Origin of the sequence: Mesorhizobium sp. C264A, assembly GCF_040324515.1 — a bacterium.
GTDB lineage: Bacteria > Pseudomonadota > Alphaproteobacteria > Rhizobiales > Rhizobiaceae > Mesorhizobium.
Genome location: NZ_JAMYVY010000001.1, coordinates 3,791,443 through 3,817,147 on the forward strand (window position 1 = coordinate 3,791,443; position 25,705 = coordinate 3,817,147).

27 protein-coding genes and 1 pseudogene are annotated in these 25,705 nt (G+C 62.8%); 11 read left to right on the forward strand and 17 right to left on the reverse strand.

Annotated features, from left to right (window positions below):
• Positions 1–19 precede the first annotated feature (19 nt).
• Positions 20–1,072: an ABC transporter substrate-binding protein gene (locus NKL04_RS18580; protein ID WP_031209427.1), complete on the reverse strand. Its 1,053-nt coding sequence runs from the start codon at positions 1,070–1,072 to the stop codon at positions 20–22.
• A gap of 235 nt (positions 1,073–1,307) precedes the next feature.
• On the opposite strand from NKL04_RS18580, the gene NKL04_RS18585 reads away from it, so the two are divergent.
• The 5 genes and pseudogenes from NKL04_RS18585 to NKL04_RS18605 all read left to right on the forward strand — a co-directional run bounded on the left by NKL04_RS18585 (position 1,308) and on the right by NKL04_RS18605 (position 4,725).
• Positions 1,308–2,108 (forward strand): IclR family transcriptional regulator, encoded by an 801-nt coding sequence (locus NKL04_RS18585; protein WP_023670582.1) that lies wholly within the window; start codon positions 1,308–1,310, stop codon positions 2,106–2,108.
• A gap of 1,487 nt (positions 2,109–3,595) precedes the next feature.
• Positions 3,596–3,913 (forward strand): hypothetical protein, encoded by a 318-nt coding sequence (locus NKL04_RS18590; protein WP_031195897.1) that lies wholly within the window; start codon positions 3,596–3,598, stop codon positions 3,911–3,913.
• A gap of 55 nt (positions 3,914–3,968) precedes the next feature.
• Positions 3,969–4,094 carry a hypothetical protein gene (locus NKL04_RS18595; protein WP_280938716.1) on the forward strand — a complete coding sequence of 42 codons (126 nt, stop codon included), beginning with the start codon at positions 3,969–3,971 and terminating at the stop codon, positions 4,092–4,094.
• A 181-nt stretch (positions 4,095–4,275) separates the two neighbouring features.
• Positions 4,276–4,404: pseudogene (locus NKL04_RS18600) on the forward strand (glutathione-dependent formaldehyde dehydrogenase); the annotation flags it as partial.
• A 66-nt stretch (positions 4,405–4,470) separates the two neighbouring features.
• Positions 4,471–4,725: a hypothetical protein gene (locus NKL04_RS18605; RefSeq protein WP_023701276.1), complete on the forward strand. Its 255-nt coding sequence runs from the start codon at positions 4,471–4,473 to the stop codon at positions 4,723–4,725.
• Between the two features lie 866 nt (positions 4,726–5,591).
• Here NKL04_RS18605 and NKL04_RS18610 read toward each other — a convergent pair.
• Entirely contained in the window at positions 5,592–5,822 is a 231-nt protein-coding gene (locus tag NKL04_RS18610; RefSeq protein WP_373432864.1) for a hypothetical protein, read from the reverse strand.
• Between the two features lie 503 nt (positions 5,823–6,325).
• On the opposite strand from NKL04_RS18610, the gene NKL04_RS18615 reads away from it, so the two are divergent.
• From NKL04_RS18615 to NKL04_RS18640, 6 genes are all read left to right on the forward strand, one after another.
• A complete protein-coding gene (locus tag NKL04_RS18615) occupies positions 6,326–6,868 on the forward strand; it encodes a sigma-70 family RNA polymerase sigma factor (protein WP_023827593.1) in 543 nt (180 codons plus the stop codon).
• Positions 6,865–7,704, forward strand: a complete 840-nt coding sequence (locus tag NKL04_RS18620) for an anti-sigma factor family protein (protein WP_352723948.1) — start codon at positions 6,865–6,867, stop codon at positions 7,702–7,704. The genes NKL04_RS18615 and NKL04_RS18620 overlap by 4 nt, the downstream gene beginning before the upstream one ends.
• 280 nt (positions 7,705–7,984) lie before the next feature.
• Positions 7,985–8,230 (forward strand): DUF680 domain-containing protein, encoded by a 246-nt coding sequence (locus NKL04_RS18625; protein ID WP_023701273.1) that lies wholly within the window; start codon positions 7,985–7,987, stop codon positions 8,228–8,230.
• Positions 8,231–8,325: 95 nt separating this feature from the next.
• On the forward strand, positions 8,326–9,297 hold the full coding sequence (locus tag NKL04_RS18630; protein ID WP_352723949.1) for an MBL fold metallo-hydrolase: 972 nt from the start codon (positions 8,326–8,328) through the stop codon (positions 9,295–9,297).
• A 31-nt stretch (positions 9,298–9,328) separates the two neighbouring features.
• A complete protein-coding gene (locus NKL04_RS18635) occupies positions 9,329–9,808 on the forward strand; it encodes a tetratricopeptide repeat protein (protein WP_023727739.1) in 480 nt (159 codons plus the stop codon).
• 89 nt (positions 9,809–9,897) lie between these two features.
• Positions 9,898–10,359: a DoxX family protein gene (locus NKL04_RS18640; RefSeq protein ID WP_352723950.1), complete on the forward strand. Its 462-nt coding sequence runs from the start codon at positions 9,898–9,900 to the stop codon at positions 10,357–10,359.
• A 290-nt stretch (positions 10,360–10,649) separates the two neighbouring features.
• On the opposite strand, the gene NKL04_RS18645 is transcribed toward NKL04_RS18640, so the two are convergent.
• The 15 genes from NKL04_RS18645 to NKL04_RS18715 all read right to left on the reverse strand — a co-directional run bounded on the left by NKL04_RS18645 (position 10,650) and on the right by NKL04_RS18715 (position 25,705).
• Complete coding sequence (locus tag NKL04_RS18645; RefSeq protein ID WP_084568573.1) at positions 10,650–11,117, reverse strand: flavin reductase family protein; 468 nt, start codon at positions 11,115–11,117, stop codon at positions 10,650–10,652.
• An 83-nt stretch (positions 11,118–11,200) separates the two neighbouring features.
• On the reverse strand, positions 11,201–12,631 hold the full coding sequence (locus NKL04_RS18650) for an FAD/NAD(P)-binding protein (RefSeq protein ID WP_023701783.1): 1,431 nt from the start codon (positions 12,629–12,631) through the stop codon (positions 11,201–11,203).
• Positions 12,628–13,803 (reverse strand): FMNH2-dependent alkanesulfonate monooxygenase, encoded by a 1,176-nt coding sequence (gene ssuD / locus NKL04_RS18655; protein ID WP_023701784.1) that lies wholly within the window; start codon positions 13,801–13,803, stop codon positions 12,628–12,630. The genes NKL04_RS18650 and ssuD overlap by 4 nt, the downstream gene beginning before the upstream one ends.
• A 33-nt stretch (positions 13,804–13,836) precedes the next feature.
• Positions 13,837–15,084, reverse strand: a complete 1,248-nt coding sequence (locus tag NKL04_RS18660) for an SfnB family sulfur acquisition oxidoreductase (protein ID WP_023701785.1) — start codon at positions 15,082–15,084, stop codon at positions 13,837–13,839.
• Positions 15,081–15,872 carry an ABC transporter ATP-binding protein gene (locus tag NKL04_RS18665; RefSeq protein ID WP_023723373.1) on the reverse strand — a complete coding sequence of 264 codons (792 nt, stop codon included), beginning with the start codon at positions 15,870–15,872 and terminating at the stop codon, positions 15,081–15,083. The genes NKL04_RS18660 and NKL04_RS18665 overlap by 4 nt, the downstream gene beginning before the upstream one ends.
• A gap of 65 nt (positions 15,873–15,937) precedes the next feature.
• Positions 15,938–17,269, reverse strand: a complete 1,332-nt coding sequence (locus NKL04_RS18670) for an ABC transporter substrate-binding protein (RefSeq protein ID WP_023701787.1) — start codon at positions 17,267–17,269, stop codon at positions 15,938–15,940.
• 50 nt (positions 17,270–17,319) lie between these two features.
• Positions 17,320–18,369, reverse strand: coding sequence for a branched-chain amino acid ABC transporter permease (locus NKL04_RS18675; RefSeq protein WP_023701788.1), 1,050 nt, complete (start codon positions 18,367–18,369; stop codon positions 17,320–17,322).
• Between the two features lie 3 nt (positions 18,370–18,372).
• On the reverse strand, positions 18,373–19,269 hold the full coding sequence (locus tag NKL04_RS18680) for a branched-chain amino acid ABC transporter permease (protein WP_023701789.1): 897 nt from the start codon (positions 19,267–19,269) through the stop codon (positions 18,373–18,375).
• Positions 19,269–20,171, reverse strand: coding sequence for an ABC transporter ATP-binding protein (locus NKL04_RS18685; RefSeq protein WP_023670621.1), 903 nt, complete (start codon positions 20,169–20,171; stop codon positions 19,269–19,271). Before NKL04_RS18685 ends, NKL04_RS18680 begins: the two co-directional genes overlap by 1 nt.
• Positions 20,172–20,222: 51 nt before the next feature.
• Positions 20,223–21,323 (reverse strand): dimethylsulfone monooxygenase SfnG, encoded by a 1,101-nt coding sequence (gene sfnG / locus NKL04_RS18690; protein WP_023701791.1) that lies wholly within the window; start codon positions 21,321–21,323, stop codon positions 20,223–20,225.
• A 24-nt stretch (positions 21,324–21,347) separates the two neighbouring features.
• Positions 21,348–21,917: an FMN reductase gene (gene msuE, locus NKL04_RS18695; protein WP_023670623.1), complete on the reverse strand. Its 570-nt coding sequence runs from the start codon at positions 21,915–21,917 to the stop codon at positions 21,348–21,350.
• Positions 21,918–22,222: 305 nt separating this feature from the next.
• Positions 22,223–22,465, reverse strand: a complete 243-nt coding sequence (locus NKL04_RS18700) for a hypothetical protein (protein ID WP_023701792.1) — start codon at positions 22,463–22,465, stop codon at positions 22,223–22,225.
• Between the two features lie 248 nt (positions 22,466–22,713).
• Positions 22,714–23,952, reverse strand: a complete 1,239-nt coding sequence (locus NKL04_RS18705) for a Zn-dependent hydrolase (protein WP_352723954.1) — start codon at positions 23,950–23,952, stop codon at positions 22,714–22,716.
• On the reverse strand, positions 23,949–24,797 hold the full coding sequence (locus NKL04_RS18710) for a BtpA/SgcQ family protein (protein ID WP_023701794.1): 849 nt from the start codon (positions 24,795–24,797) through the stop codon (positions 23,949–23,951). Before NKL04_RS18710 ends, NKL04_RS18705 begins: the two co-directional genes overlap by 4 nt.
• Positions 24,794–25,705, reverse strand: coding sequence for a ribokinase (locus NKL04_RS18715; RefSeq protein WP_023701795.1), 912 nt, complete (start codon positions 25,703–25,705; stop codon positions 24,794–24,796). Before NKL04_RS18715 ends, NKL04_RS18710 begins: the two co-directional genes overlap by 4 nt.

Below are 25,705 nucleotides of genomic sequence, written 5' to 3' on the forward strand. Positions count from 1 at the left end.
ACGCTACAACCCTTCAGGCTTATTTCTGAGCCAGCAGCTTCTTGAACAGCTCCTCATCGTAAGGAGAAAAGATGTAGCCGTCAGCCGGGAAGTCCTTGGCCCGGGCGAGGTATTCGTCGATGTTGGAATTGTCGATCACCGGCAGCGGAATCTTGACGAAAGCCGGCACATCCTTGCCTTCCAGCGCCTGAACGGCGGTGTAGGTGGCGAAGGCGCCGAGCCAGTTCGGCTGCATCGTCGCCCAGCTCTTCAAGCCCTTTTCTTTCCAGAGTTCCAAAAACTGCCGGGCGTTCTCACCGGTGATCGGCACCTGTTCACGGCCCTGCTTGTCGAGGGCCAGCACGGCGCCTGCCGACAGAGCGCCGCCGAGCGACAGGATGCCGTCGATCTCGGGGTTGGCGAAGAGCAGGCTGGTGACGGCTTCCTGTGCCGGCGCGACGTTGTAGGGCGTGTTGGTCTCGGCAAGCACCGTCACGTCGGGATGGGCCTTGAGCTCAGCGTCGGCGCCTTTGCGCCTGTCATCGCTGACCGAAACCCCGGCCGGGCCGTTGAGGATGAGAATCTTGCCCTTGCCGCCGATAGCGTCGATCAGGAACTTGGCCGCCTGGTCGCCCCACTGCGAAGAATCGGTATTGACCTTGGCGGTGACCTTGTCGGTATCGACGAGGCTGTCGAAGTTGATGATGGCGATGCCCTTGGCGCAGGCATCGGCCAGAACGCGTGCAGGTGCGGTCGACGAACCGGCGATCAGGATGATGGCGTCGACATCGGAATCGATCATCGACTGGATCTGCTGGATCTGGACGTTGGCATCGCCCTGAGCGTCGGTGACGACGAGCTTGTCAACCAGTCCCTGCTTCTTCAGGCTCTCGACTTCGGCTTCGATCGTGCCCTGGGTCTGCTTCATCCAGGTCGGCACGGAATAGATGTTGGCCCAGCCGATCGTGTACGGCGCCTTGCGGTCGCCCTTGATGCAGTTGGCGGCGGCATTGGCTGCCGAGCCGGCGCCAAAGCTCAGCACGAGACCGAGGCAAAGCGCGCTGGCGGATGCGAAAAACGGTGATTTCATCATGACTGTTCCCTTCAGAGGTTGTGGCCTCGACGTGCAGAACAAGGGCGAGGAAACCCGTCGGTCGCCGGGTCCTGGAAACCGTGTGTCCCCTCGGGATTTCTCTGCGTCAGGCTCGTTAATTTGTCTGGTATTTCAGACAACGTGTCTGTATATCGGACAAATTGGATGCTAGACCGAGCCTTGACATCTTTCAAGGGCCTTGAGACGAGAACCGAAATGATTTTGGCGGATGGTCATGAGCGACGGCACTAACGATGCGATCGGGAAGGAAGCCGGCGCGGAGCCGCGCAATGGCGAACGACGACGCGGCATTGACCGCGTCATCATGCTGCTCGAGGCTTTGCTGCGGCACCGCGCGCCAATGCGCGTCGGCGACATCGCCAAGATGATCGGCGCGCCGCGTTCGACCACCTACGAGATCGTCAACAGCCTGCTCGACGCCGAAATGCTCGAAAACGTCGGCGGTGAAGGTTACGTCTATTTCGGACGCGCCATGCATCTGTTCGGCTGGGCCTACTCACATCACAACGCCCATTACCGTCGCATCATCGAGACCTTGGATAAGTTGGCCGCCGAGACAGGCGAGACGGTCCAGCTATGCGGCCTGCGTGGCAACAAATACGTCGTTCTTGACTGCCGAGATTCGCCGGGCCCGTTCCGGATCTCAAGCGATGTCGGGGTCGAGGTGCCGATCCCATGGACGGCATCCGGGCGGCTGCTCCTTGGCCATATGAACGAGCAAGAGTTGAGGGACTTCATCCCATCTGGCGACTACAAGCTTCCCGACGGCCGCATCATTGCACCAGCCGAATTCTTTGCCGATGTTGCCTTGGCCCACCGGCAGGGTTTCAGCGAGACCACAGCCCTGGCCGACCGTTTCACCTGGTGCATGGCGGCCCCGATCCGTGACGGCCACGGAGTCATCAAAAGGACCTTGTGTTTGGTGTTACCCGTCGACACGCCGGAGCCACGGCGCGACGAACTGCTTGCGTTGCTGCGCGAGCGCGCCCGTGGACTGTCTCTGGCGGGAGGCTGACGATCAGCCGTCGTGCCCTCTGGTTGGAGCCTCTTAAAGGCACATGGATTCCGCTCTTCCCCATTGGTTCCATTTAGGTTCGGGACCTTAGTCCCATAGTCGGTGGATAAGGTCCGAACCAGGGAACACGCAACCGGAAGCCACATTAGGAGAAGACCGTCGATCAAAGTCCCTTCATCGCCGGTTGAGGATCCCGCCGCTCTTACTGTCGAGAGCGCGGCGGGATCCTTACGCGCGGAGCGAGCACATGAGATTTGTCGAGATTTTCACAGATGTGCTTACGGCCCTGCTTCTCGCTTTATTCGTGTGCGGGATATTCGCTGTTTTCGGAGGCCATCTGGTTCCTCCACGCTACGCAAAGATGGTGTTGCTGCCGCACCTCGATAAGATGACGACTGCATCATCTACACCCAGCTTGCCCGATTCCATCGACTTGCAAGTTCAAAAGCGCCCAGAGGTGCAAAGGTCTGCGGGCGTGACACAGCGCGCAGTCGGTCTGGAGCCGCCAGTGCCATCCAGCAAGCGGTAAGAATCAGCGGAGGTTTTGTGGCTCCCCAGCTATCAGAGAGCGCCGGCGATTATTGACAGACCCGGCTCTTGAAATTGGCTGAAATCGCCGCTCCACATTTCCGCATCTGTTTGAATTGTGTTTATCAACTAGTGCGAACGCTATGGCGAAGCAGGTTGAGCTGGCGGCGTTCCTGGCTGATCCCCGCCAGTGCTTGATCGCGGCGTGGGATCCTTGTCGAGCTTGGGATTTCGGTCCACCGGTTCGCCATTCACATCATCGGCCTTGGAGTTTGCAGGGTCCGTTTGGCCAGGATTTGGGCTGTAAGTATCTGGCGATGGAACCCGGCTGTTTTGCTGTGTCGCCGGTGTCTTAGCCTGCTCGCCATAGATTTCAGCGATCCCCCAGGCAACGAGCGCCAAGACAAGGCCTGCCAAGAGCACGCCAAGGACCGGTCGCCCCAAGCCACCCTGCCTGGCCCGCTTTTCCGGAATGTTTCTGCTCATGATCGCAACCTTGGGCTAAGTGGAGTGGCCCGCGCTCCAGGAGCGAAGACGCGGGCAGTCAAGAGCTCCGGATGTTGGCCATGCGGCGAACAGGGAACTCGCTGCACATACCGAACTCGCTGGCGCTGTTGATGTTCCCACGGAATCCAAACAGCGCGCCGCCGGGAGCCGGACTGGCAATTTGGGTTGGAGTGGCTGGAACGAGCCAGCTCAAGGTCAACGAGCGGCGGTGTGCGTAAGCGGGCATTGCGAGCCAGACTGGAACTTTGCCGAATCTGCCGCGTTGCCGACCATGGCCGACTACAACGAGACCACCAATCCGGTGCTGACCGGTTGCAAGGCTCGCGTTGCCACCAGGGACATCTGTTTGAAGGCTATCTGAATTTGCTCCTCGTTGTTGGCGATTCCGCCCGATGGAACATCCTGATCCGCTCGCGGTTGGGGAAGCCCGGGCCAGCGGCAGGAGCATCATCATGAACGTCGAACGTAACCCGGCCGAAGACAGAGGCGATATTCAGTCTGGGGTGACAGAGGACAAGACGCCGGGATTCGACCCGGCGGCGGCGCCTATGGAAACCGATGCCGAAGCAGCAGACACCTGCGCCGTGCCGGTTCCCGCAGCGACGGGCACGCCGGCTTTCGCTAATCAAGCAAGCTTCGCCAATGCGATGCGGCGGCCGGACGACGAGCGCGCCCCGGCCCCGAGTAAAAACGGCCCGGTGCTGGCCATTGTCGCGCTTGTCGTCGTTGCCGCCGTCGTGTTCGTTGTCGCCGCGATTCTGGCGCGATAGCAGATCCTGCGCTTGCGCCAAACCTCTGCCCTGCGAAGCGATCAGGGATGCGGTGGTGGCAGCAGGCGATCAGCGGCTGGAAAAACAAGCTGCAGGTTGCAGCGGCGCATGGCACGCCGGCCGGCACCCTGACGAGCAGCATTGCGGCATGGCCGAACCCGGCTCGGCCGCCAAGGGTTGAGGCAGGATGCTCGTTCGAAGCGGGAACATTTCACATCAAGCCAAGTTCGGGCTCGCAGAGCTTGTCGTCAAGGAACAGCACATGGAGGCCCTCACATGGCACGGCAAAGGCGACATACGTTGCGAACAGGTGGCCGATCCGACGATCCAGGATGAACGCGACATCGCTGCAGAAAGTTCGGAACGGCGATATCGACCCGTCATTCGTGATCACCCATCGGGCTGGCCCCAAGGCCGGGCCCGCACTTTACAAAACCTTCCGCGACAAGGAGGACGGCTGCATCAAAGTCGTGATGCGCCCGCACGGCTGACCGTTCTGTCCAATGGCCCGACTTTGTTGTCCGGCCGTCTGCATGCTGAAAAGGCGAGAGTTGAAAATGGCCAAGGACAAACCCGCATCGACAAACCCGGCCGCCACACCTTCGGTCAGATCGCCTGAGGCCGCCGGCCTGCCACATCCCCGTCGCGATGCTGAAGACAGCGATTCCGGCGCCAAGCCGACGGCGACCAAGACCGCTGGCGCCCAGGAAGCGTCCAGATCGCCACTCGACAGCCGCGTTGCAAATCGCAATGCCGGCCGTCCTCGTCAGGCAGGCACGACGCCTCGGCCGACCGACGAACCGCTGGAGTAAAATGAAACCTTAGATGCGGCGCGGGTATCTGCACCGCGGTGTGTGTGCAGTCAGGGTCTTCCTGCCCTGCCGACAGCGCCATACAGGTCTTGATCTCCCGTGGATCGCCGGGATCGGCAATCAAGACTTTAGCGGGAAATTCGATGGTACCGTTGGCTGGATCGGCTTCGGCTCTACAGGATTGTATTCGTAACGGTGGGCAATTTGTATCACAATAGGTATCGCAACGCGTAACACATTTTCTGCTACTTCATGGTACATAACCACACGCGGTTGAAGCCGGCGCTACGATGCCGCTTCTCGGCGCTTTCATCAATTGATCTGCCAAGTCGCTGGCGGCGATCGGATCGTCTGGCGCCGCAATGGGGAATTGCTCGGCAACCCACCTGTCCAAAAACTTCAGTCCGGGAACACTCAACCCGTCAATCCCGCGTAGTGATGGCATCGAGTATCTTACTACCCACGCAGCTTGGCGTGTCCACGAACCTCCTGGCCACCGGCGCGACGCAATGGCTCCTCGTGTATGAAGGCCTAGTAGGTCGAAACGTTAACTGCCGCCGCAGCCTTAGCACCGTCGTGACGAGGGCAAGGGTGCGAGCGAGCAGTCCCATTCCCAAACCAAGGAATCCATCCCATGGCCCGAATTCGGATCGTACAGTTGGCCGTCGCCGCAACCTGTGTACTCAAGCCCCTGCCCCTTTTGCCCGGTGCAGATCGCTTGCCCAGTACCAGGGGCGAGCGGCTCGCGTACGAGCAGTTACCAAATTCGACACGTTGTTGCTACAATCCCGCGCAAAAACGTTTCAGCCGTTCCATGCCGCTCTCAATCACGGAGTCGGCACCACCCCAGCAAGGTTGGAGGCAGTCTAAGCTCGTGACCTAGGCCGCGATCTGGCTCTTGCCAAAGCTGTTTCGAACATCCCTCGCGGGTGATAAGCGCGACGGCCGGCGCGATGCGGCTTGCATGGCTGTCGGTGATTCCCGAGCGCGTGGATGCCTGCACCGTGGCGACCTATCAGCAGCCAGTAGTGCATCTCACGAATAAGCTGGTTCTGCTGCAGGACTGGGATTGACACTGGACGATCGAGTAGTTTCATCAAACGCAATGCCAAAACCAGGGCGCCCGGACCAATCACATTGCCGAGAAAGAATCACGCTGTCCGGGAATAAAAAGCCGCTTGCCCTGGTCCTCCATGCATGAGCTGCTGATTGACCTTGAAGGAACGCCGCACTGCAAACCCACACATTGCCGAGCACGACGGTATCGGTCGACGCGTTCCAGGACCTCTGGAAGGCGATAGGTCGGCCGCCTGCGGCCGGCTGGCTCACCTGTCTGCCGAAGGTGCTGCCGCGGTCGGGATCGGGAAAGCTCAGGTGCCGCGGATGCGAAATGGGTCGTGAATTCGGCAATGCTTGTGCTCGAGAAGCATCCATCTGGATGCATGTTTGCGGTCCAGTGTGTGATTGACACCGATGCGACGTTTGCCCTCACATTCAACGCAGTTGGCGACCCGGGATGTTTCCTCTGGGTTCGATCGCAAGGCAGACCATTCTCGCCACATACACGAGCTCAAGGCGAGGCGCATATGACGGTGTACCGATGCTGAGCAGCAATGCGCGGGCCGACCGCTTCGGCGAAGTGGTAATGCCCCATCTCGCCGACGCGCTTTCGCTGGCCCGCTGGCTGACCGGCAATGCCACCGACGCCGAGGATGTCGTGCAGGACGCCTGCATGAAGGCACATGCCAACATCGCAAGCTATGCCGGCGGCAATGCACGTGCCTGGCTTCTCACCATCGTTCGCAACTCGTGCTACACATGGCTGGCGCGCAATCGCCCGCGCAGCATCGTCTCGGTGGGCGACCTCGGTGATCTCGACGAGGTGAGCGCCGCTCACGCAGTCGATCTGAGTGAGAGCGAAAGCCCGGAGGCGAGCCTGATCGCCAAGACAGACGTGGCGGCCCTGGAGGCGGCGATCGCCGCCCTGCCGCAACCCTTTCGAGAAACGCTCGTGCTGCGCGACGTGAATGGCCTCGCCTACCGCGATATCGCAGCCATGCTGGGCGTGCCGATTGGCACGGTGATGTCGCGGCTGGCGCGGGCGCGTGGCCTGCTGATCTCTGACCTTGGGAGGGCGCAATGAGTGCGCACAACGATGGATTGCCCGAGGACGCCGCAGGCATGAACCTGATGCTGCACGCGCTGATAGATGGCGAGCTTGACGCCGCCGCGGCCATGGCTGTCGAGCGGCGCATCGCGGCCGATCCCAAGCTGGCGGCCGAACATGCCCGCATCATGGTCTTGCAAGGGGCTGTGGCCAGGCTTCCGAAGCCCCAGGTGAGCGACGAGTTCAGCGCGCGCATTGCAGCCATGGCAGCATCCGGCAGCGTCGAGGTGCTGCGGCCCAGAGCGCCGATACGGGCGAAGTGCGCTCGAACGTGGTGGTCGGCGCGCAACTTCGGATCATTCGACTGGCGCACCATGGCGGCCTCGATCATGATCAGCGCTGTTCTGGCCAGCGGCGCGACGCAATGGGCGATGCAGCCTAGCGTAGCCGACAGCTTTGCCGCAGGGGTAGCCAGCGGCCACCAACGCAGCCTGCTGGCGACCAGCCCTGTCGATGTCGTCTCGTCGGACCGGCACACGGTAAAGCCATGGCTCGATGCAAGGCTCGGCCTTTCGCCGCCGGCGCCGGACATGGCCAAGGACGGATTTGCACTCATCGGTGGCAGGGTCGAGGTCATCGGCGGCCGGGCGGTGCCAGCGCTGGTCTATCGCCACCGCGAACATCTGATCACCCTTGTGGCCGAGCCGCAAAATGCCGGGGTGGTTACCGACCCGGTCGATCTCTCGGAGGGCGGTTTTTCGCTTGTGCATTGGAGCGATGGCGCCTTCTCATACTGGGCGATTTCCGACATGGAGCGGCCGGAGCTCGACGACTTCGTGGCGCGCTTCCGCGCCGCGGTCGTCCCCGGCTGATAACCGACCGTCGGCACTCCAACCGATATCGAGTGCCGACCTGCGCTAGCCGTGACGTTCCTGCCCGGGTGACAGACCACGGCAGCAGCATGGCGCCGACGTCGAACGCGTCCTCGTGCAGCGTCGGCTCCAGTTCGGGGCGGACGCCGGCCCCTGTTTTCGGGAAATCTCAAAAGAATTTCGCGCCGCCCGGGAATAAAGGGATGTCCTGCTGGGTCTTGTTGTTAGCGGGGCCAATTTCCCGGCACGCACCCAAGAAACGAAAAAAGGATCTACCGAAATGACCAAGCTCGCTCTCAGCGTGGCTGCCATGCTGCTTGCCTCAACCGCTGCCTTTGCCGGCAGCGACCATGGCGGCAACAACTCCAATCAGCCGGTCGCTACCGTTGACACCAATGCCACTGCTTCCATTTCCACCTCCCCGCGCCAAGCCGGCGTCGACACCATGGTGACGACCGGGCCGCGCCAGGGGTCGGTTCAGGACATCATCACCAGGCACAACAACGACGGCATCTGGGGCCGCTGAAGGCACCCTTCCGAACATCTTCTCTTACCACTCACGATGGAGAGCCAAACCTTTGGCTCTCCATCATCACCCCATAAGGCTGCAGGAGATCACCTATGTTCATGATGACACGTCGCACGTTGCTTGGAACCACGCTCGCCGCGACCGCCTTCGGTCTGGCCGGCAAGCTGGAATTCACCCGTCCCGCCTTCGCCGAAACGTCGGTCGAGCCGACCGTCGGCTTCTACAAATACAAGGTCGGTGATATCGAGGTCACCGCCATCTATGACGGCATCTGGCGCAAGCCGCACGACCCGGCCTTCATCAAGGATGTTTCCGTCGAGGACACCAAGGCAGCGCTTGCCAAGGCCGGCCTGACGACAGACTTCATGCCCATCCCGCTCACCGTCATCGTCCTCAAGATGAACGGCAGGCTGATCATGATGGATGCCGGATCGGGCGTCGGCCAATGGCAGACCAATGCCACCCATCTGCCGGCCAACATGGCCGCCGCCGGCATCGACTATAAGACGATCGACACCATCATGATCTCGCATTTCCACCCCGACCATGTCTGGGGCCTGATGGAAAAGGGGACCGATGCACCGGTGTTCCCCAATGCCGAGCTGATCGTCAACGCCACGGAATACAATTGGTGGACCGACCCCAGCCGGCTGGCCAAGCTGCCGGAAGGCCGCAAGCCGGCGGGCAAGCGCATCGCCGAAAATTTTCCGAAATGGAAGAACTGGAAGCTGGTCAATGACGGCGCCGAAGTCGCACCCGGCATCCAGATCATCGCTGCGCCCGGCCACACGCCGGGACATTCGGTCTACCTCGCCAACTCCGGCAAGGAACAGCTGATGATCTCGGCCGACACCATGTATGTGCCCGCCCTTCTGGCGCCGCATCCGGAGTGGCAGGGCAGTTACGACCAGGACGGGCCGACCGCTGTCGCCACCCGCCACAAGATCATCGACCGGGTGATCGCCGACAAAATCCGTGTTTCGGGTTCGCACTTCCCGTTCCCCGGCGCCGGCGTCTTCGTGAAAGACGGCAATGCCTATGGTTTCACCCCAGTTCAGATTTGAGCGCGAGCTCCCAACCCAAGCGAGAAAGATGATGAAACAATCCTATCTGGGCAAGCACGCCCTGTTTGGCCTGCTTGGCGCCATTGCCGTGCTGACCATCGTTCCCGTGGCCACTATCATGCCGGCCTATGCGGTCGACGACATCGAGGGCACCGATGCACCCGACCTCACCGCCGTCCAGGCCAAGATCGCGGTCAAGGACTACAAGGGCGCGCTGGCCGATCTGCGTGATCTCGCGCAGGACAACCAGCAGGCCGACGTCTACAACCTGCTCGGCTTCACGTTGCGCAAGACCGGCGATTTCACCACCGCGCTGACCTACTACAACAAGGCGCTCGAGCTGAAGCCCGACCACAAGGGCGCCCGCGAATATCTGGGCGAACTCTATGTAGAGACCGGCGACATGGCCAAGGCCAACGAGCAGTTGGCGTCGCTGCAGAAGCTGTGTCCCGCCGGCTGTGAAGAACTCGAAGACCTCCACCAGGCCATCGACACCAAGGTGACCAAGTAAAACCAGGCAGGCGCTGCAAGGCGCCTGCTCCTTTCCCATGGAGCCCATGGTGACAACGACAAACCGCCTGGAAACCACATCTCACCGACTTGACCCTGCTGACGGGTCGCCTGCTGCTCTCATTGCTCTTCGTGCATGAAGGCCTGGAGCTGGCGACGCATTTCGCCGGTGCAGCCAAGGCGATGACGGCGCTCGGCGTCAGCCTGCCGCTTTTAATAGCCACCATAGCGCTGCAGCTGGGAGCTGGCTTTTCGGTCGGCCTTGGTCTGCTGACGCGTCTGGGCGCGGTGGCGCTCGGACTGTTCTGTTTGGCAACGGCAGCTTTGTTCCACACCAATTTCGCCAACCAGAACGAATTGCTGCATCTCGAAAAGGATCTCGCCATAGCGGGCGGCATGTTCGTCCTGGCCGTAGCCGGCGCCGGGGCGATATCTCTCGACAGGGTGCTGAACCGCCTCGTGAAGCGCCGGCAACAGGACAGAGAGACGGTTGCGGCGCTCATAGCGGCCGGTAGGCCTCTCTCGGTGGGCGAAATCAAGCTTCCATTCTAAACCGGCCAACACGCCGGGCATCATACAACCCGCCCGCCCGGTCGGCGCCCGCAAACTGCCTCGGGGGGTGACGCAAGCCGTTCGTGGCGTGTCCTCCATTTTACGTCCGCTTATCGGCGCGGATAGTAATGCCCAGGAAGGACCTGCGACGATTCCGATCAGCAAGCCTCTTAATCGTTGGTGCAGTCGGCGATCTGCGGAGGTTCAAGGCATCCGTTGTTTGAATTACGTCTACCGCGCCGCGGATCATTCGCGGTTCTGGTATGCCAGAAGGCCAAGCATCGCGAGCGTCACTTTTCCGAGATTTGCATGGCTGTCAGAAAGGCGCCGCGATGATAGATCAACGCCGGGCCAGGCTCTCCGCTCACCACATGCCTAACGCTGCCGAGGATTAGCGCATGGCTATGGCGAACTATCGTATCCTCGACGGTGCAATCGACCGCGGCAAGCGCACCTTCGAGCGCCAATGCGCCGCTTGCAAGGGTGGACCAGCGTGCACCCTCGTAGCGAGCCTGCCCCTTGAGGCCGCCTCGACCAGCAAAACGGTCGGCAATCGCAATCTGGTCGGCGCGCAGCACATTCACGCAGAAGTGCCGATGCCGGCTGATGGCTGCCCATGTCGACGAACTCAGGTTGATGCTGACGACCATTACCTCCGGTTCGACCGACAGGGAATGGGCGGTGGTGATTGTTGCGCCTGTCCGCTCGTCGCCAATGCCTGCGGTGACCACGGACACGGCTCCGGCCAGGTGTCGCATCGCAAATTTCAGGGGGATCGGGTTTCATCCGAGAGAATGCGTTCGCTTAGTGTCATCTGGATAGCCTCATCGTGTTTGCAGCTTCACGACGCCCTGCGACGCAACGCCGTCTGGTATCCCAACCATTGGTGAATTTCGGTGGCGATGCTCTCGGCATGGGCGGTGACTTCAGGGATGCCCATCAGCTCGCCGACGCTGCCGCGCGCCAGCGGTCCGCTGATGAAAATAGTGTCGGCCGGGTGACCTGACTTACCGACCGCGCGGCCGTGGCTGTCGGTGTCGAGACCAAGGCCGGTTGGGTCAAGACGGACCAGGCCCAGATGTCCAAGGGCGGCAATCGCCGTGTTGGTGCGAAGAATGTCCGCATGCGCCGGCCCGGTCGTCACGATCACGCTGTCGAACGTCTCGACGATGAGGTCGTGTCGGCGCCTTGACCGCTGCGTGACGCGGATACGTCCGTCGGCCTCTTCGGCCTCGACAATCGATCCGGCGCGATAAGCGAGCGTCCCCTCGTCAAGGCGGCGATCCAGCACGACTGCTACCTGTGGCGCGATGCGGAAACGATGCACGTCCCAGAGCGCGCGAAGATGGCGCACCACGCGGCGCTGCTCGGCGAGCGGCAAGGCCTGCCAGATCAACTGCCCCTGACGCCGGACAGCGTCGAGGACCGGATACCAGGCTTCGCCCTGTCGCGTCGCTGCCGCGATCGTGGCCCGGATGCGCCTGAGCAGCACCGTGGCGCTGCGTAAAGGCAGGCTGGTGAAGTCGCCTATCGGGTCGCCCTGCATGGCGGCCTGCACATGCGAGCGATAGCCATGGCGCGACAGTGCCGTGATGCGGCCGCGATGACCTCTACGGTCGAGGGCTGCAATGACGTCGGCCGAGGTCAGACCGGTGCCAACAATGAGAACACGGTCGTCGCGGCCGATCGCCTGCAGCCGTTCGAGGTCGTAGGGATTGGCCACCAATCCGGCGACTGAGGCCACGCTGCGCAGCGGCGCCGGGAGGGCCGGCAATGGATGCGTCGCCGCGATCACCACAGCATCGGCGGAAAGCGTTGCGCCATCGGACAGGACAAGCCGGTAGCCCTCGCCACTGCGCTCGACCCAAGCAACTTCGGCCCTGACATGGCGGATCGCCTTGCTTTGCAGGAAGGGCTGCAGGTGGGATTCGACATAGCGGCCGAAGACCCGACGCTGCGGGTAAATCGCGCCGCTGGCGGCGATGGCCTGCGTATCGTCCAGAATAGCGCCGGTCTGCTCCAGCCAGTCGGAAAAATGGCCCTCCTCACCTGAGATCAGCGTCATCCTGGACGCCCGCACGTTGATGCGGTGCGAGGGATCGGCCGTCGAATAGGCCAGACCATAGCCGAGCGCCTCGCGCGGTTCGACGACCACGATATTGGCTGCATCGGCGGGCAGCAGCCGCGCCAGGTGAAACGCGGTTGCGGCGCCGGAAAAGCCGCCGCCAATGATGGCGACCGTCAGTTTCCCAGCCCTGCGGGAAGCGCTCAAGACTGGCTCGCGCGCAGCGCCGATGGTCGATGATCTCCGGCCACCGTTTCGCCGAACGGTCCCATGTTCACCGTCGTCGGCCGGGTCGAGATTTCGTGATCGAGCGGCAGCAGCGGCAGCACCAGTTCGCCGAAGCGATAGGCTTCCTCCAGATGCGGATAGCCGGACAGGATGAAGGTATCGATGCCAATCCTTCGGTATTCGTCGATCCGTTCTGCCACGGTCGCCGCGTCACCGACCAAGGCAGTGCCGGCGCCGCCGCGCACGAGGCCAACGCCGGCCCAAAGGTTCGGGCTGATTTCGAGCTTGTCGCGGCTGCCGCCATGCAACCGGCTCATGCGCGACTGGCCAACCGAATCCATGCGGGCAAAAACCTTCTGTGCCTCGGCGATCGTCTTGTCGTCGAGGCGGCTGATCAGCCGATCGGCATCGGCCCAGGCCTCGTCATTGGTCTCGCGAACGATGACATGCAATCGGATGCCGAAGCTCACTTCGCGGCCGGCCTTTTCGGCAAGGCCGCGCACATGCTCGACCTTGGCGGCGACGTCCGCCGGCGGCTCGCCCCAGGTGAGGTATTTGTCGATCTGCTCGGCGGCGACCGCATTGGCCGCGTCCGACGAGCCGCCGAAATAGAGAGGCGGGTGCGGCGTCTGCACCGGCGGGAACAGCAACCTGCCATCTTCGATGTGGAAATGCTTGCCTTCGAAGGCTACGGTTTCGCCGCTGAGCACGGCCTTGTAGATGTCGAGAAATTCCCGCGTCACCTCATAACGCTCGTCATGGCTGAGGAATATGCCATCGCCCTTGTTCTCGACCGGATCGCCGCCCGTGACCACGTTGATCAGTAGGCGCCCGCCGGAGATGCGGTCGAGTGTCGAGGTCATGCGCGCGGCGAGCGTCGGCGATTGCAGACCCGGCCGCACGGCGACGAGGAAGCGCAACCGCTGCGTCAGCGGCGCCAGCGCCGACGCCACCACCCAGCTGTCTTCGCAACTGCGCCCGGTCGGCAGCAACGCGCCATAATAGCCGATGGCGTCGGCGGCCTTGGCGACCTGGGTGAGATAGGGCAGATCGACCGCCCTGCCGCCCTCGGAGGTGCCGAGATAGCGGCTGTCGCCATGCGTCGGGAGAAACCACAGGACCTTAATCCTGGAGGGGGTGGCAGCGCTCATGAATAGTCCTTTGTGACTTTACGGCGTTCCCGCTCAGCTCCAGGCGTGGAGCGGCGGGTTCACCTCGTTCAGGTAATAGTTCCCCAGGATCGCGTATTTCCAGCGCACCGGATCGTGCAGCGTGTGGGTGCGGGCATTGCGCCAGTGGCGGTCGAGATTGTGCTCGGCCAGCGTGGATCGCGTGCCGGCAAGTTCGAACAGTTTGTTGGTGGCGTTTATGGCGATCTCGGTGGTGAGGATCTTGGATTCGGCGACCGCGATCTGCGCTTCCGCGACCGTCTTCGCGTTAGGATCGGCCACGGCGCGGTCGACCGCAAGGCCGGCCTTTTCCAGAATAGCCTCGGCCGCATTGGCGCGCAGGCGAAGGTCGCCGATCGCCTGGATCGTATAGGGATCCTGCCAGGCATGATCGACGCCGCTGTCGATCCACGCGCGCGACCTGGTACGCACGAAGCTGACCGTCTCGTCGATCGCCGCCTTGGCGATGCCGAGATCGACCGCCGCCTGGATGATCTGGAAGATGGGTCCGTCGGCTGTCGGTTTGTCGTACCCCTTGTAGCCGGGGACGAGATGCGTCTTCGCCACCTTCACATTGTCGAGCAGGACCGTGCCGGAGAGCGTCGTCTTCTGGCCGAAGCTCGACCAGTCATCGATGACGGTCAGTCCGGGCGCGCCGCGATCGGCGATGGCATACCAGGCGCGCCCCTCGTCATCGAGCGCCACAATCGGCACCAGATGGGCGAGCAGGGCGCCGCTTGAATAGAATTTCTGGCCGTTGACCACGACATGGTCACCGGCATCGACGAACTTGGTCTCGAAGTCGGCGGCACGCTTGGAGCCGAACTCGGAAAACGCGTTGCCAAAGCGCGTGCCGGACAGTGCCTCGGCGAAGAGCAGCCTTTTCTGCGCCTCGTCCGAAACCGTGCGGATGGCGGCGACCACGCCGAGATGGTTTTGCGGAATCTGGCCAAGCGAGGGATCAGCCGCCGAGATGATGGTGATCACCTTCGACAGCGTCACATAGGAAACCTCCGGCCCGCCATAGGCCTTCGGCACATTGATCGACCACAAGCCGCTCTGCGAAAATGCATCCAGCTCTTCCTTCGGCCAGATGCGCTCGCGATCCCGCTTCGAGGCTTCCCTGGTGAATTCAATGGCAAGTTTTTCGGCGATGGCGATCGCCTCGGCATCGGTCTTGATGATATGCGCCTTGGCCGAGGGGCGCTCGACCGGAGGCACGGCGACGCGCGCGTCGGACGGCTGCTTGGATTGGATGGTCATGCTGCTGTCTCCTGGGGAAAGTGTTGCAATGGGAGCGGCGCGCCGCCGAGATAATAGGTCTTGATGTCGTCGCGCTGGCGCAGGTCGGCAGCCGACCCTTCCAGCACGCTTTTTCCGTTTTCGAGCACGGTGGCGCGGTCGGCATATTTCAGCGCCACCGCCGAATTCTGCTCGGCGACAAGGATCGAAAGACTCTCGTCCCGATTGAGCCGCTTCAAAGCGCTGAAAATCTCGTCGACGATCAGCGGCGCGAGCCCCATCGAAGGCTCGTCGAGCACGAAGAGTTTCGGCCGCGACATCAGCCCGCGACCGATCGCCGTCATCTGCTGCTCGCCGCCGGAGGTGAGGCCGGACCGCGTGCGCCGTTTCTCGAGAAGCCTCGGAAACAGCGCGTAGACACGCTCAAGGTCGGCCTTCACGCCAAGGCGCGAGGATGAACGCCCGAGCGCACCGGTCAGAAGGTTCTCCTCGACCGTCAGCGAGCGGAAACAGTGCCGGCCCTCGAGAACCTGGACCAGGCCCTTGCGGACAAGGTGCGAGGGGCTTGCCCTTGAAACATCCTCGCCATCGAAAATGATCCGGCCGGCGGTAACGGCGCCGCGCTCTGCCGGCAGAAGATTGGATGCGGCTCGCAACAACGTCGTCTTGCCGGCGCCATTTGAGCCGAGCAGCGCAACGATCTCGCCCTTGCCGACCGAGAGGTCAACGCCATGCAAAGCGGCGATGGCGCCATTGTAGACGGCCTCGACGCGGCTGACCGACAGGATCGGATTTTCCGGGCTGGACATCGATAACTCCGCTGCGAAGATGGATGGCACGGCCGGCCCGCGGGCCGGCCGTGAGCTCTTCAAACTCAGTTGCTGACCACCGCATCGGCGTCTTCGGCCGTGCGGATCTTGAGGCCCTTTTCCTTGGCATAGGCCTCGGACGACTTCTCGATGATCGGGCGCAGCAGCTTCCAGTCCGGCGCGATCCAGTCGGACACGACGTTCCACTTCTTGCCGTCCCACTGCTGGAAGGTCACGTAGCCATCACCTTCGTGATTGTCCCAGGAGACGTTGATCGAGTGGAACAGGTCCTTGGCACCGAGCGCCTCGACGCGCGCCGGGTCGAGCTTGAGGTGTTCGAAGCCCCAGCGGACCTCATCGCCGGTCAGCGTGCGATTGCCGAATTTGGCCTGCGCGATGCGGATGGCTTCGACATTGAGGATGCCGTTGACGATGCCGAGATTGTGGTAGACCGAGCCGATGCGGCTCTTGTCCTCGAGATTGCCCTTGCCGGCGTCGTAGACCGTCTTGACGATCTCCTTGACGACCGGGTAGTCGGCGCCAGACGCCTGGGTGGTGATGGCGGTGTAGCCCTTGGCGGCGTCGCCGGCGGGGATGACGTCCTCTTCAGAGTTGGACCAGACATTGCCGACGATGTGATCGGCCGGGAAGCCGGTCTTCTGCGCGGTCTTCAGCGCAACCGGGTTCATCACGCCCCAGCCGCGCAGCACGACATAGTCGGGACGATCGCGACGGATCGTCAGCCACTGTGCCTGCTGCTCGTTGCCGGGGTGCGGGACCTCGATCTGCGACAGTTCGAAACCGTATTTCTGCGACAGCAGCTCATATATCGGGATCGTCTCCTTGCCGTAGGGCGAGCCGTGATAGAGCACGACGATCTTCTTGCCCTTGAGCTTGTCGAGGCCGCCTTCCTTGGAGGCGATGTAGTTCACGATGCCCGATGTTTCGCTGTAGGGGTTGAGCAGCAGCGGGAAGACGTAAGGGAATACCCGGCCGTCGGTGGTGTCGGTGCGGCCGTGATTGATGGTGATAAGCGGCACCTTGTCGTCGGTGATGCGGTCGATCATGGCGTAGGCGATGCCGACCGAGAGCGGGTTCCAGGCGGCGATGCCGGGATTGCTCTTCAACCGTTCGTAGACCTCGACGCCCTTCTCGACCTCATACTGGGTTTCGCCCTCGCTCCAGGTCAGCTTGACGCCATTGACGCCGCCGTCGCGGATGTTGATCAGGTTGAGATAGTCGATGAAGCCGCCGAAGAAGCCGGTGCCGCCCGCGGCATAGGGGCCGACGCGGTAGCTCTGCAGCGGGAAATATTGTTCGTCGGCATGGACGGCTGTCGCGCCGAGCACGAAAGCGGTGGCGATCGCCGCTTTCTTGAGGTGACTGAAGAAGGTCATGAGTTGCGTCTCCTGAGGTTTTGGGTCCGTGAGAGAATGTCGAGCGGCGCTCAGCTGGACCTTGAGCCGATCCGTCGTTTCAGGCGGTCGACGAGGGCCGACAGCCCGTTCGGTTCCGCGATGAGGAATATGATGATGAGGGCGCCAAGCACGATGCGCTGGCTCATATCGAGCACACCAGAATCGAACAGGCCGCCGAACACGAAGGCGCCGAGCCGAGACAGAACGAGCGGGAAGACGGCGATGAATGCGGCGCCCAGAAACGCACCGCGTATCGAAGCCAGCCCGCCGATGATGATGATGAACAGGATCTGGAACGAGCGGTCGAGATTGAAGCCGGCCGGCTCGACCGTGCGCAGATAGGTGAAGGCCCACAGCACGCCGGCGACGCCGATGATGAAGGACGAAATGGCGAACGCCAGCAGCTTGGTCCGCAGCACCGGCACGCCAATGATGCGCGCGGCGGTTTCATTGTCGCGCACGGCGATGAAATTGCGGCCGGTGGCGCTGTTGACCAGCCGCCAGACCAGTGCCGTCAGCAAGGCGACGGTGGTGACGGAAAGTAAATAGCGTCCGGCGGCACCGTCGAGCGAAAACCCGGCGACGGCAAGGTGCGGCGCGGAAATCACCCCGGACGGATTGTCGTTGGAGAACCAGCCGAACTTGGTCAACGCCCACTGCACGAAAAACTGGGCGGCCAGCGTCGAGACAGCGAGATAGAAGCCGCGCAGGCGCAGGCTCGGCAATCCGAAGATGACGCCGATGCCGGCGGCCGAAATTCCCGCCAGGATCATGGTCGCCGCCAGCGGCAGTCCTTCCACCCGCAGGTTGAAATTGTATGCGGCGAAGGCGCCTACCGCCATGAAAGCGGAGGAGCCAAGCGAAAGCTGGCCGCAATAGCCGGTCAAGAGGTTGAGGCCGACTGCCGCCAGGCTGAGCGCCAGGAACGGCAGCAGGATCGCCTCAACCAGATAGCTCGAGGCATAGGCCGGGATCAGGCCGTAGGCGACGACGATCAGCACGGCCGGCAAAGCGAATTTCCGGGCGAACTTCTGCCAGTCGATTGGAAGCCTGGCGGCGTCGAGCGCTTGCACGGCCATCGGTCAGACCCTTTCGACGGTTTTCTGGCCAAACAGGCCGGAGGGACGCACCAGCAGCGCGACCAGCGCCAGCGCATAGGCGAACCAGCCTTCGATGCCGCCGCCGACGAAGGGGCCGAGATAGACCTCGGCGAGCTTTTCGCTGGCGCCGATGATCAGGCCGCCGACGATGGCGCCAAGGATGGAATCGAAGCCGCCAAGCACCAGCACCGGCAGCGCCTTCAACACGATCAGTGACAGCGAGAACTGGACGCCGAGGCGGGCACCCCACAGCAGTCCCGCGACCAGCGCCACGAAGCCCGCGGCCGTCCACACCGTTCCCCAGATCCGCGGCAGCCGCAGTCCGACGGCAAGGGCCGCGAACTGGTCGTCGGCGACGGCGCGAAACGCCAGCCCGATCCGGGTCCAATAGAAGAAGGCGCTCAAGCCCGCCACCATCGCTGCGGCGATGCCAGCTGCCAGAAGGTCGAACGACGAGATCAGGATGCCGCCGACCTCGAAGGGCGTGTCGTCGATGCCGAGATCAAGCCCGTGCACCTGCGTGCCCCAGATCAGTTGGGCAGCGCCCTCAATGATGTAGGACAGGCCAAGCGTGGCCAAGAACAGTGTCATCGGCGAGCGGTTCACCAGCGGCCTGAGCACGGTTCGCTCGATGGTGAAACCCAGCGCGACCATGACTGCGAAGGTGATGAGCAGCGCAAGCGCAAACGGGATGCCGCGTTCGACCAGGCTGACAAAGGTGAGTGCCGCAAACAGCACCATCGACCCTTGCGCGAAGTTCAGCACACCCGACGTCTTGTAGATCAGCACGAAGCCGATGGCGACGAGCGAATACATGACTCCCGACAACAGGCCGCCGACCAGCACTTCGACAACGAAGAGAAAATCATAGTAGCTCATCAGATGCCCTCGCCATCCTCGCCCTCGGCGGTGCCGAGATAGGCCCGGATCACGTCCGGATCGGCGCGCACTTCGGCCGGCGTGCCGTCGGCGATCTTGCGGCCGTAATCGAGCACGGCGACGCGGTCGGATAGGCCCATGACGACCCCGATGTCGTGCTCGATCAGGATGATGGTGACGCCATGCCGGTCGCGCGCGGCGCGCACGAACCCGGCCATCTCGGCTTTCTCGGTCGCCGTCATGCCCGCCATCGGTTCGTCGAGCAGCAGGATCTTCGGCTCGGCAACCAGCGCTCGCGCCAGTTCGACCCGCTTCTGCAAGCCGTAGGGCAGCGTCGCGACCAGCTGATCGGCGACCGTTTCCAGATGCAGGAAGGCGATTGTCTGGTCGACCTTTTCGGCAATCGCAGCGTCTTCGCGCCTGGCGCGTGGCAGGCCGGCAATATGTTCGACAAAACTGGCGCGCCTGGTGTGGACGCGGCCCGACGCGATGTTGTCGTGCACGGAAAGCCCGGGAAAGAGCGCCAGGTTCTGGAAGGTGCGCGCGACGCCCAGACGTGCCAGACGGTTCGCGGGCACACGGGAGAATGACTGGCCGGCGATCGCGATCTTGCCGTGGTCGGCGTGATAGAGGCCGCTGATGATGTTGATCAGCGAGGATTTGCCTGCGCCGTTGGGGCCGATCACGGCGCGGATTTCGCCGCTCTTGACCTCGAGATCGACATCGCTCAGCGCCGTGACGCCGCCGAACGAAATGCCAATCCCGCTCAGAGTCAGGATCGCATCGACCTTTGCCGACAGGCGCGCCGGGCGCGTGTCCGTGAGTGGACCAGCGCCAGCAAGAATGCCGGGGATTTCGGGCGCACGCTCGTATGCGGCGGCTCCCAGCGAAGCACCAATCATGACACGTTCCTGATTTTCAAGGAGTGCGCGGCCCGCAGGCCGCGCCCTGGCCTATTCGGCGGCGACAAGCTCCCTGTCACGCGCCGCTTCCAGTTCGCGCACCAGCGGGATGATGCGCTTGCCGAAGAACTCGACCTCTTCCTGGAAATGCAGGAAGCCGAGCAGGATCAGGTCGGCGCCGGCATCCTTCAGCTTGAGGATGCGTTCGGCGATCTGTTCCGGCGTGCCGATGAGATTGCTGCGGAAGCCGTCATTGTACTGCACGAGATCCTCGAGGGACGACTTCGCCCAGTTGCCCTCGCCTTCCGGCGAGGCCTTGCCGGCATTCTTGACCTGGTCGGCAAAGCCCTGCACCGCTTCGGGATTGGCCTTGGCGACGATCTCGTCCAGCACGGCGCGTGCTTCCGCCTCGGTTTCGCGAGCAATGGCAAAGGCGTTGACGCCGATCTTCACCTTGTGGCCATTCGCCTTCGCCTTGGCCTTGATATCGTCGACCTGCTTCCTGATCTCTTCGGGCGTGTTGCCGTTGGTGAAATACCAGTCGGACACCCGCGAAGCCATGTCACGCGCGGCGCGCGACGAGCCGCCCTGGAAGATCTCGGGCTGCGGATCGATCGGCTTCGGCTTCATCGAGTAGTTGGTGAAGCGATAGAAGTCGCCCTTCAGCGTAAAATTGTCCTCGGTCCAGATGCCGCGCAACGCGCGGATGAACTCCTCCGAGCGGCGGTAGCGCTCGTCATGGTCGAGCCACAGCTCGCCGATGGCGGCGAACTCGCCACGGAACCAGCCGCTGACGACATTGACGGCCACGCGGCCATTGGTCAGGTGGTTGATGGTGGCGATCTGCTTGGCCGCCAGCGCCGGGTTCCATGGACCGGGCAAGACGGCGGCAATCACTTTCAGCGTTGTGGTGGCGGCCAGCAGTGCGTGGCTGAACGACACGGATTCGTGCTGGTTGTCGGCACCGTAGCCGGCGGTGAAGCGGATCTGGCTCAGTGCGTAGTCGAAGCCGTTGGCCTCGGCGATCTGGGCGAGCTTGCGGTTGTAGTCGATGTCCCAACCGGTCCGCTGCTCGATGTTGGAGATGACCAGGCCGCCGGAGACGTTCGGAACCCAGTAGGCGAATTTCAGGCCGTCGGAATGAGACGTCATGTCGTTGTTCCCTTTTTGGTTGGCTCAGCCGACGCGCGCTGCGGCGGCGGCATTTGCATGGTTGGAGTTGAGCAGTGAAACCGCTTCGGATGCGGCCCGTGAAATGCGTTCGCGTATCGCCTCGCCGACGATTTCGGCGCCGATGAAATCGTCGGGCGCCCCATAGACGCCGGTCGGTACGGTGACGGCGCCGAAAAAGCCGAATAATGGCCGCAACTGATGTTCGAGAACCAGGCCATGGTATGGACTTCCGCCTGTCGCCGCGAGAAGCACGGTCTTGCCGGCGAGCGCGCGATAGTCGACGAGGTCGAACAGGTGCTTGAGGGCGCCGGTGTAGGAAGCCCGATAGACAGGCGTTCCGACCACGAGCAGATCGGCCTTCTCGACACGCTGGATAATCGCTTCGCCGGACGCGCCGAGGGCGCCACGGGACAGTCCGACAAAAAGCGAAGGCGCCGCCTCGGTGATTTCGATCAGGCCCGTGTCTGCCGGGACGCGCAGCGCCACGTCCTTGACCAGCGCGTTCACCACCGCGGTTGTGCGCGATGGCGTGCTTACGCCGCCGGATATTCCGAGAACCGATAGCCTTGCCAACTCATCAATCTCCCAGACCCTGCATGCGCATCGGTCATTTCCAAACCGGGGCAGACGATATTCGACAAAATCTATAGAGATAAGGAACGACGTTTCGATTTTTCGCCTTTGGCGAGAAAAATCCGGTTCTGCTAATGTGCGGTAGCAACGTCCATCTGGCGATGGCCGGGAAGGATCAAAACGGCTCGCAGTCATCTATCGACATTTTTGAAAGCGCCGATGCCTTTGGGCAATAAGGTTCGTTGCCATGATGCCTGGCGTCGCCGTCGCGCAATACTACGAAGCGGCTTCCCTTGCCGGCGGCATCACCAGTTTCTGGGTGCCCAATCGGGATTGTCTCTTTCCATGGTGCGCGACATTGGCTTTAGGATTAACCGCAGCGACAGTTGGGACACACGCATCCTTGTGGACGCCTCGAGTGCGACAACGTCCAGCAGCGCTGGACGGCTGGACGGCGCCAGTTGCTCGCGATCGACACGGGCAAGCTCTATGGCGGGCGTGGGGATTTCCTGCCGGTGGCCGAGGCGATAGCCCAGCAGATCGTCCATCTCGGTAAGTCGACGAGATCGTCACCGCCTATCGCCCACGGCGTCAATGACGGCCCAGGGATCTGGTGGGCTTTTCTGCTGGGTCAGGTGTTGAATGTGGGCCGATCGTACGTCCGCGATCAATCCGCCGCAGCTCGGCGGCCTTGACCACCCGTTGCAGCCCGCCGACGTCACGAAATGACGGACGGGCACCAGGAAGTCCCACGGGTTGCCTCTTCACGCCAGCACGCCTGTGCCACCGTCGCTGCCTAAGAGGCGGCGACGGTGGCCGCTTGAAGCAGAACCCGCGCGCCGGTAACCGCGTGGGCAGGCTCCACATATTCCGCCTCGTTGTGGCTCAGCCCGTCACGGCACGGCACAAAGATCATCACGGCAGGCGCCACCCGGGCGAGGAACAGCGCGTCATGGAATGCACCCGAGATCATCTGTTTGTGCGGCAGCTTTAGGCTATTGGCGGCCTCCTCGACGGTTTTGACCATATCGGGAGAGAATGCTGCCCCCGGCATGTCGAACGACCGACTGATCGTTACCGTGCAATGCTGAGCTTCTGCCTCCGCCGCGCACACCTGGCGCAGTTCTGCTTCGATGGCATCGAGCCGCTCTACCCGCGGATGCCTGATATCGACGGCGAAGACCACAGACTGCGGTATGGCGTTGATCGATCCCGGCTGGGCGGTCACCCGGCCCACCGTCAGCCTTGCCCTGCTGTCGATCGGCATGATCGTCGTCTGGAGCCTGTGAATCGCGGCAACGGCCGCGACCATCGGATCCCTACGGTAGGCGAGGCCGGTTGTACCGGCGTGACCGGCGGCGCCCTCAATGCAGACCTCCAGCCAGCGCGTACCTTGCACGGCTGTGACGATACCGATCGGCAACCGCTCCTTTTCCAGCGATGGTCCCTGTTCGATATGCAGCTCGATGTAGCCGGATATCGGCATGCCGAGGGGGCGAAGGGTTGCCTCTGGCAAGGCGGAGATCGTTGCCCCGAGCTCCTCTGCGAGGGACGCACCGTCGCTACCGACTATGGACCGCCATGCGCAAATGTCGGCTCCGATGAAGGCCATGGAGCCCATGACACCCGGCGTAAACCGGCTGCCCTCTTCATTGGCCCAGGCGACGACCTCGATCGACATCCGAGTCTCGGCCCTCGCGTCCTCCAGCGCTTCGAGCGCCTCGAAGGCGGAAAGCGTACCGAGCGCTCCATCGAAGCGCCCGCCGGTCGGCTGGCTGTCGAGGTGGCTGCCGATAAGCAGCGGCGGCAGGGTGGCATCCGTGCCCTCGCGGCGGATGAAAAGGTTTGCCATGGCGTCCTGGAAAACCGCGAAGCCGCGCGCGAGCGCCAATTCCGCCAACAGGCGCCGGGCGCCGCGATCCTCGATGCTGAACGCCTGTCGGTTTACGCCACCGGCTGGCGTCGCGCCGATCCGGGCGAAGGCATCAAGCCGGCCCAGCAGCCGCTCGCCGTCGATCTCCGGCACTAAAGTCACCGCTTGAGGCCGCGGATGAAGGCCTTCACCCGTTGCGGATCGACCTGATTCCACCACACTCCATCATGTTTCAGCGAGCTGGCGACAATGACGCCGTCGACGATGTCCAAGATATCGTTGGCGTTGTCGGGTGTCACCCCGCTGCCGACAAGCGTCGGCAGTCCGGCGGCGTCCTTGATCATCCTGATGTAGCTGAGGTCGGCGGCGTGGCCAGTGCGCTGGCCGGTGGCGATCACAGCGTCGGCATCGAAGAACACGAGGTCCTTGACCTGCTCCTCGATCGGCCGGTCGCCGACGATCGCGTGGGCGCCATGCTTGACATGCGCGTCGGCGAAGATGCGGATACCGTTGGCCCGAAGCCTAGCGCGGAAACGCATGGCGCGCGCCGCTTCGCCTTCGATAAAGCCCTCGTTGGCGACATAGGCGTTGGCCCATTGATTGACGCGCACGAAGGAAGCACCGGAGGCACTGGCGATCGAAAGCGCGGGAATGGAGGCATTGGCAAGCACATTGATGCCGATCGGCCGGCCGAGTTCTCTGCGGATCCGGTCTGAGACGACAGACATGTAGGCGGAGGTTTCCGGCCCGATGTCATCCGGCTTGGCAAAAGGCACGTCGCCGTGGTTTTCGACGATCACGCCGTCGCAACCGCCATGCAGATAGGCTTTCGCACCGTCGAGGCCGCGTTGATATATGGCCTCGACCGCCTCGCCATCGTAGCGCGGCGCACCCGGCAAGGGTGCAAGGTGAACAACGCCGATCACCACCTTGCTCCTGCCGAAGATCGACTGCAGCACATCATCCGCGACCTGGCCAATGGGTTTGGAGTTAGGGGAATTTGTCATGCGGTTTTCGCTTCCGTCGTTTCCATAAGCACTTTCATTTCCCGTCTGTCGGGGCAGGACTCAAGCGTGCCGGCGCGTCCGACCGAGACAGCGGCCGCGCGGACCGCAATCCGCGCTGCCGCGGGGAGCTCCATGCCGGCCGCAAGGCAACCAGCGAGGCAACCGCAAAAGACGTCGCCCGCGCCGCTGGTGTCTAGCACGGCCACCCTGGGCGCCGCGATCCGGTCGATCCGTCCTTCGCCATCGGCGACCAGGCAGCCGAGTGCGCCAAGCGTCACGATGGCAGCGCCGGCGCCCTGACGGATCAAGTCGCGGGCCGCCATGGCAGGGTCGCCAGCCCCGGTCAGTTGCGCCGCTTCGCCCGCGTTGGCGATGACGACGCTGACGTCGCTCAAGCCCGGTGTGTGGTCGGCCGTAAGCGGGCTCGGATTGAAGATCGTCATCGCTCCCGCGCCCCGCGCCACCTTCAGGCAAGTGGCCGTGATATCCGGACCCAGATTGCCCTGAAATACTACGATATCGCCGCGTGCGATCGATCGGGTAAAACCGCTGTCGGCCACAGGATTGTACGCGGCGGCGCAACTGGCTCCGGTGACGATGAGGTTTTCGCCGCGCGCATCGACCATGATCGTCGACCGATCGCTGGGCAGTGCCAGTACCGCCAGATGGCTGGCATCGAGATCGCGGCTCAACTGCTCTGCGATCCAGGCTCCGGCGGGATCGTTGCCGATCGCGGCACGGAAGCGAACATCGGCTCCGGTGCGCGCCGCGGCCAGCGCCTGGTTCGCACCCTTGCCGCCAAGTCCGTCAGCATGTTCCGATGCGTTCAGCGTTTCGCCTGCCGCCGGAAACCGGTCCAACCGAAACGTTGTATCGACGCAAACATTACCGACGACATGGACGCGCAT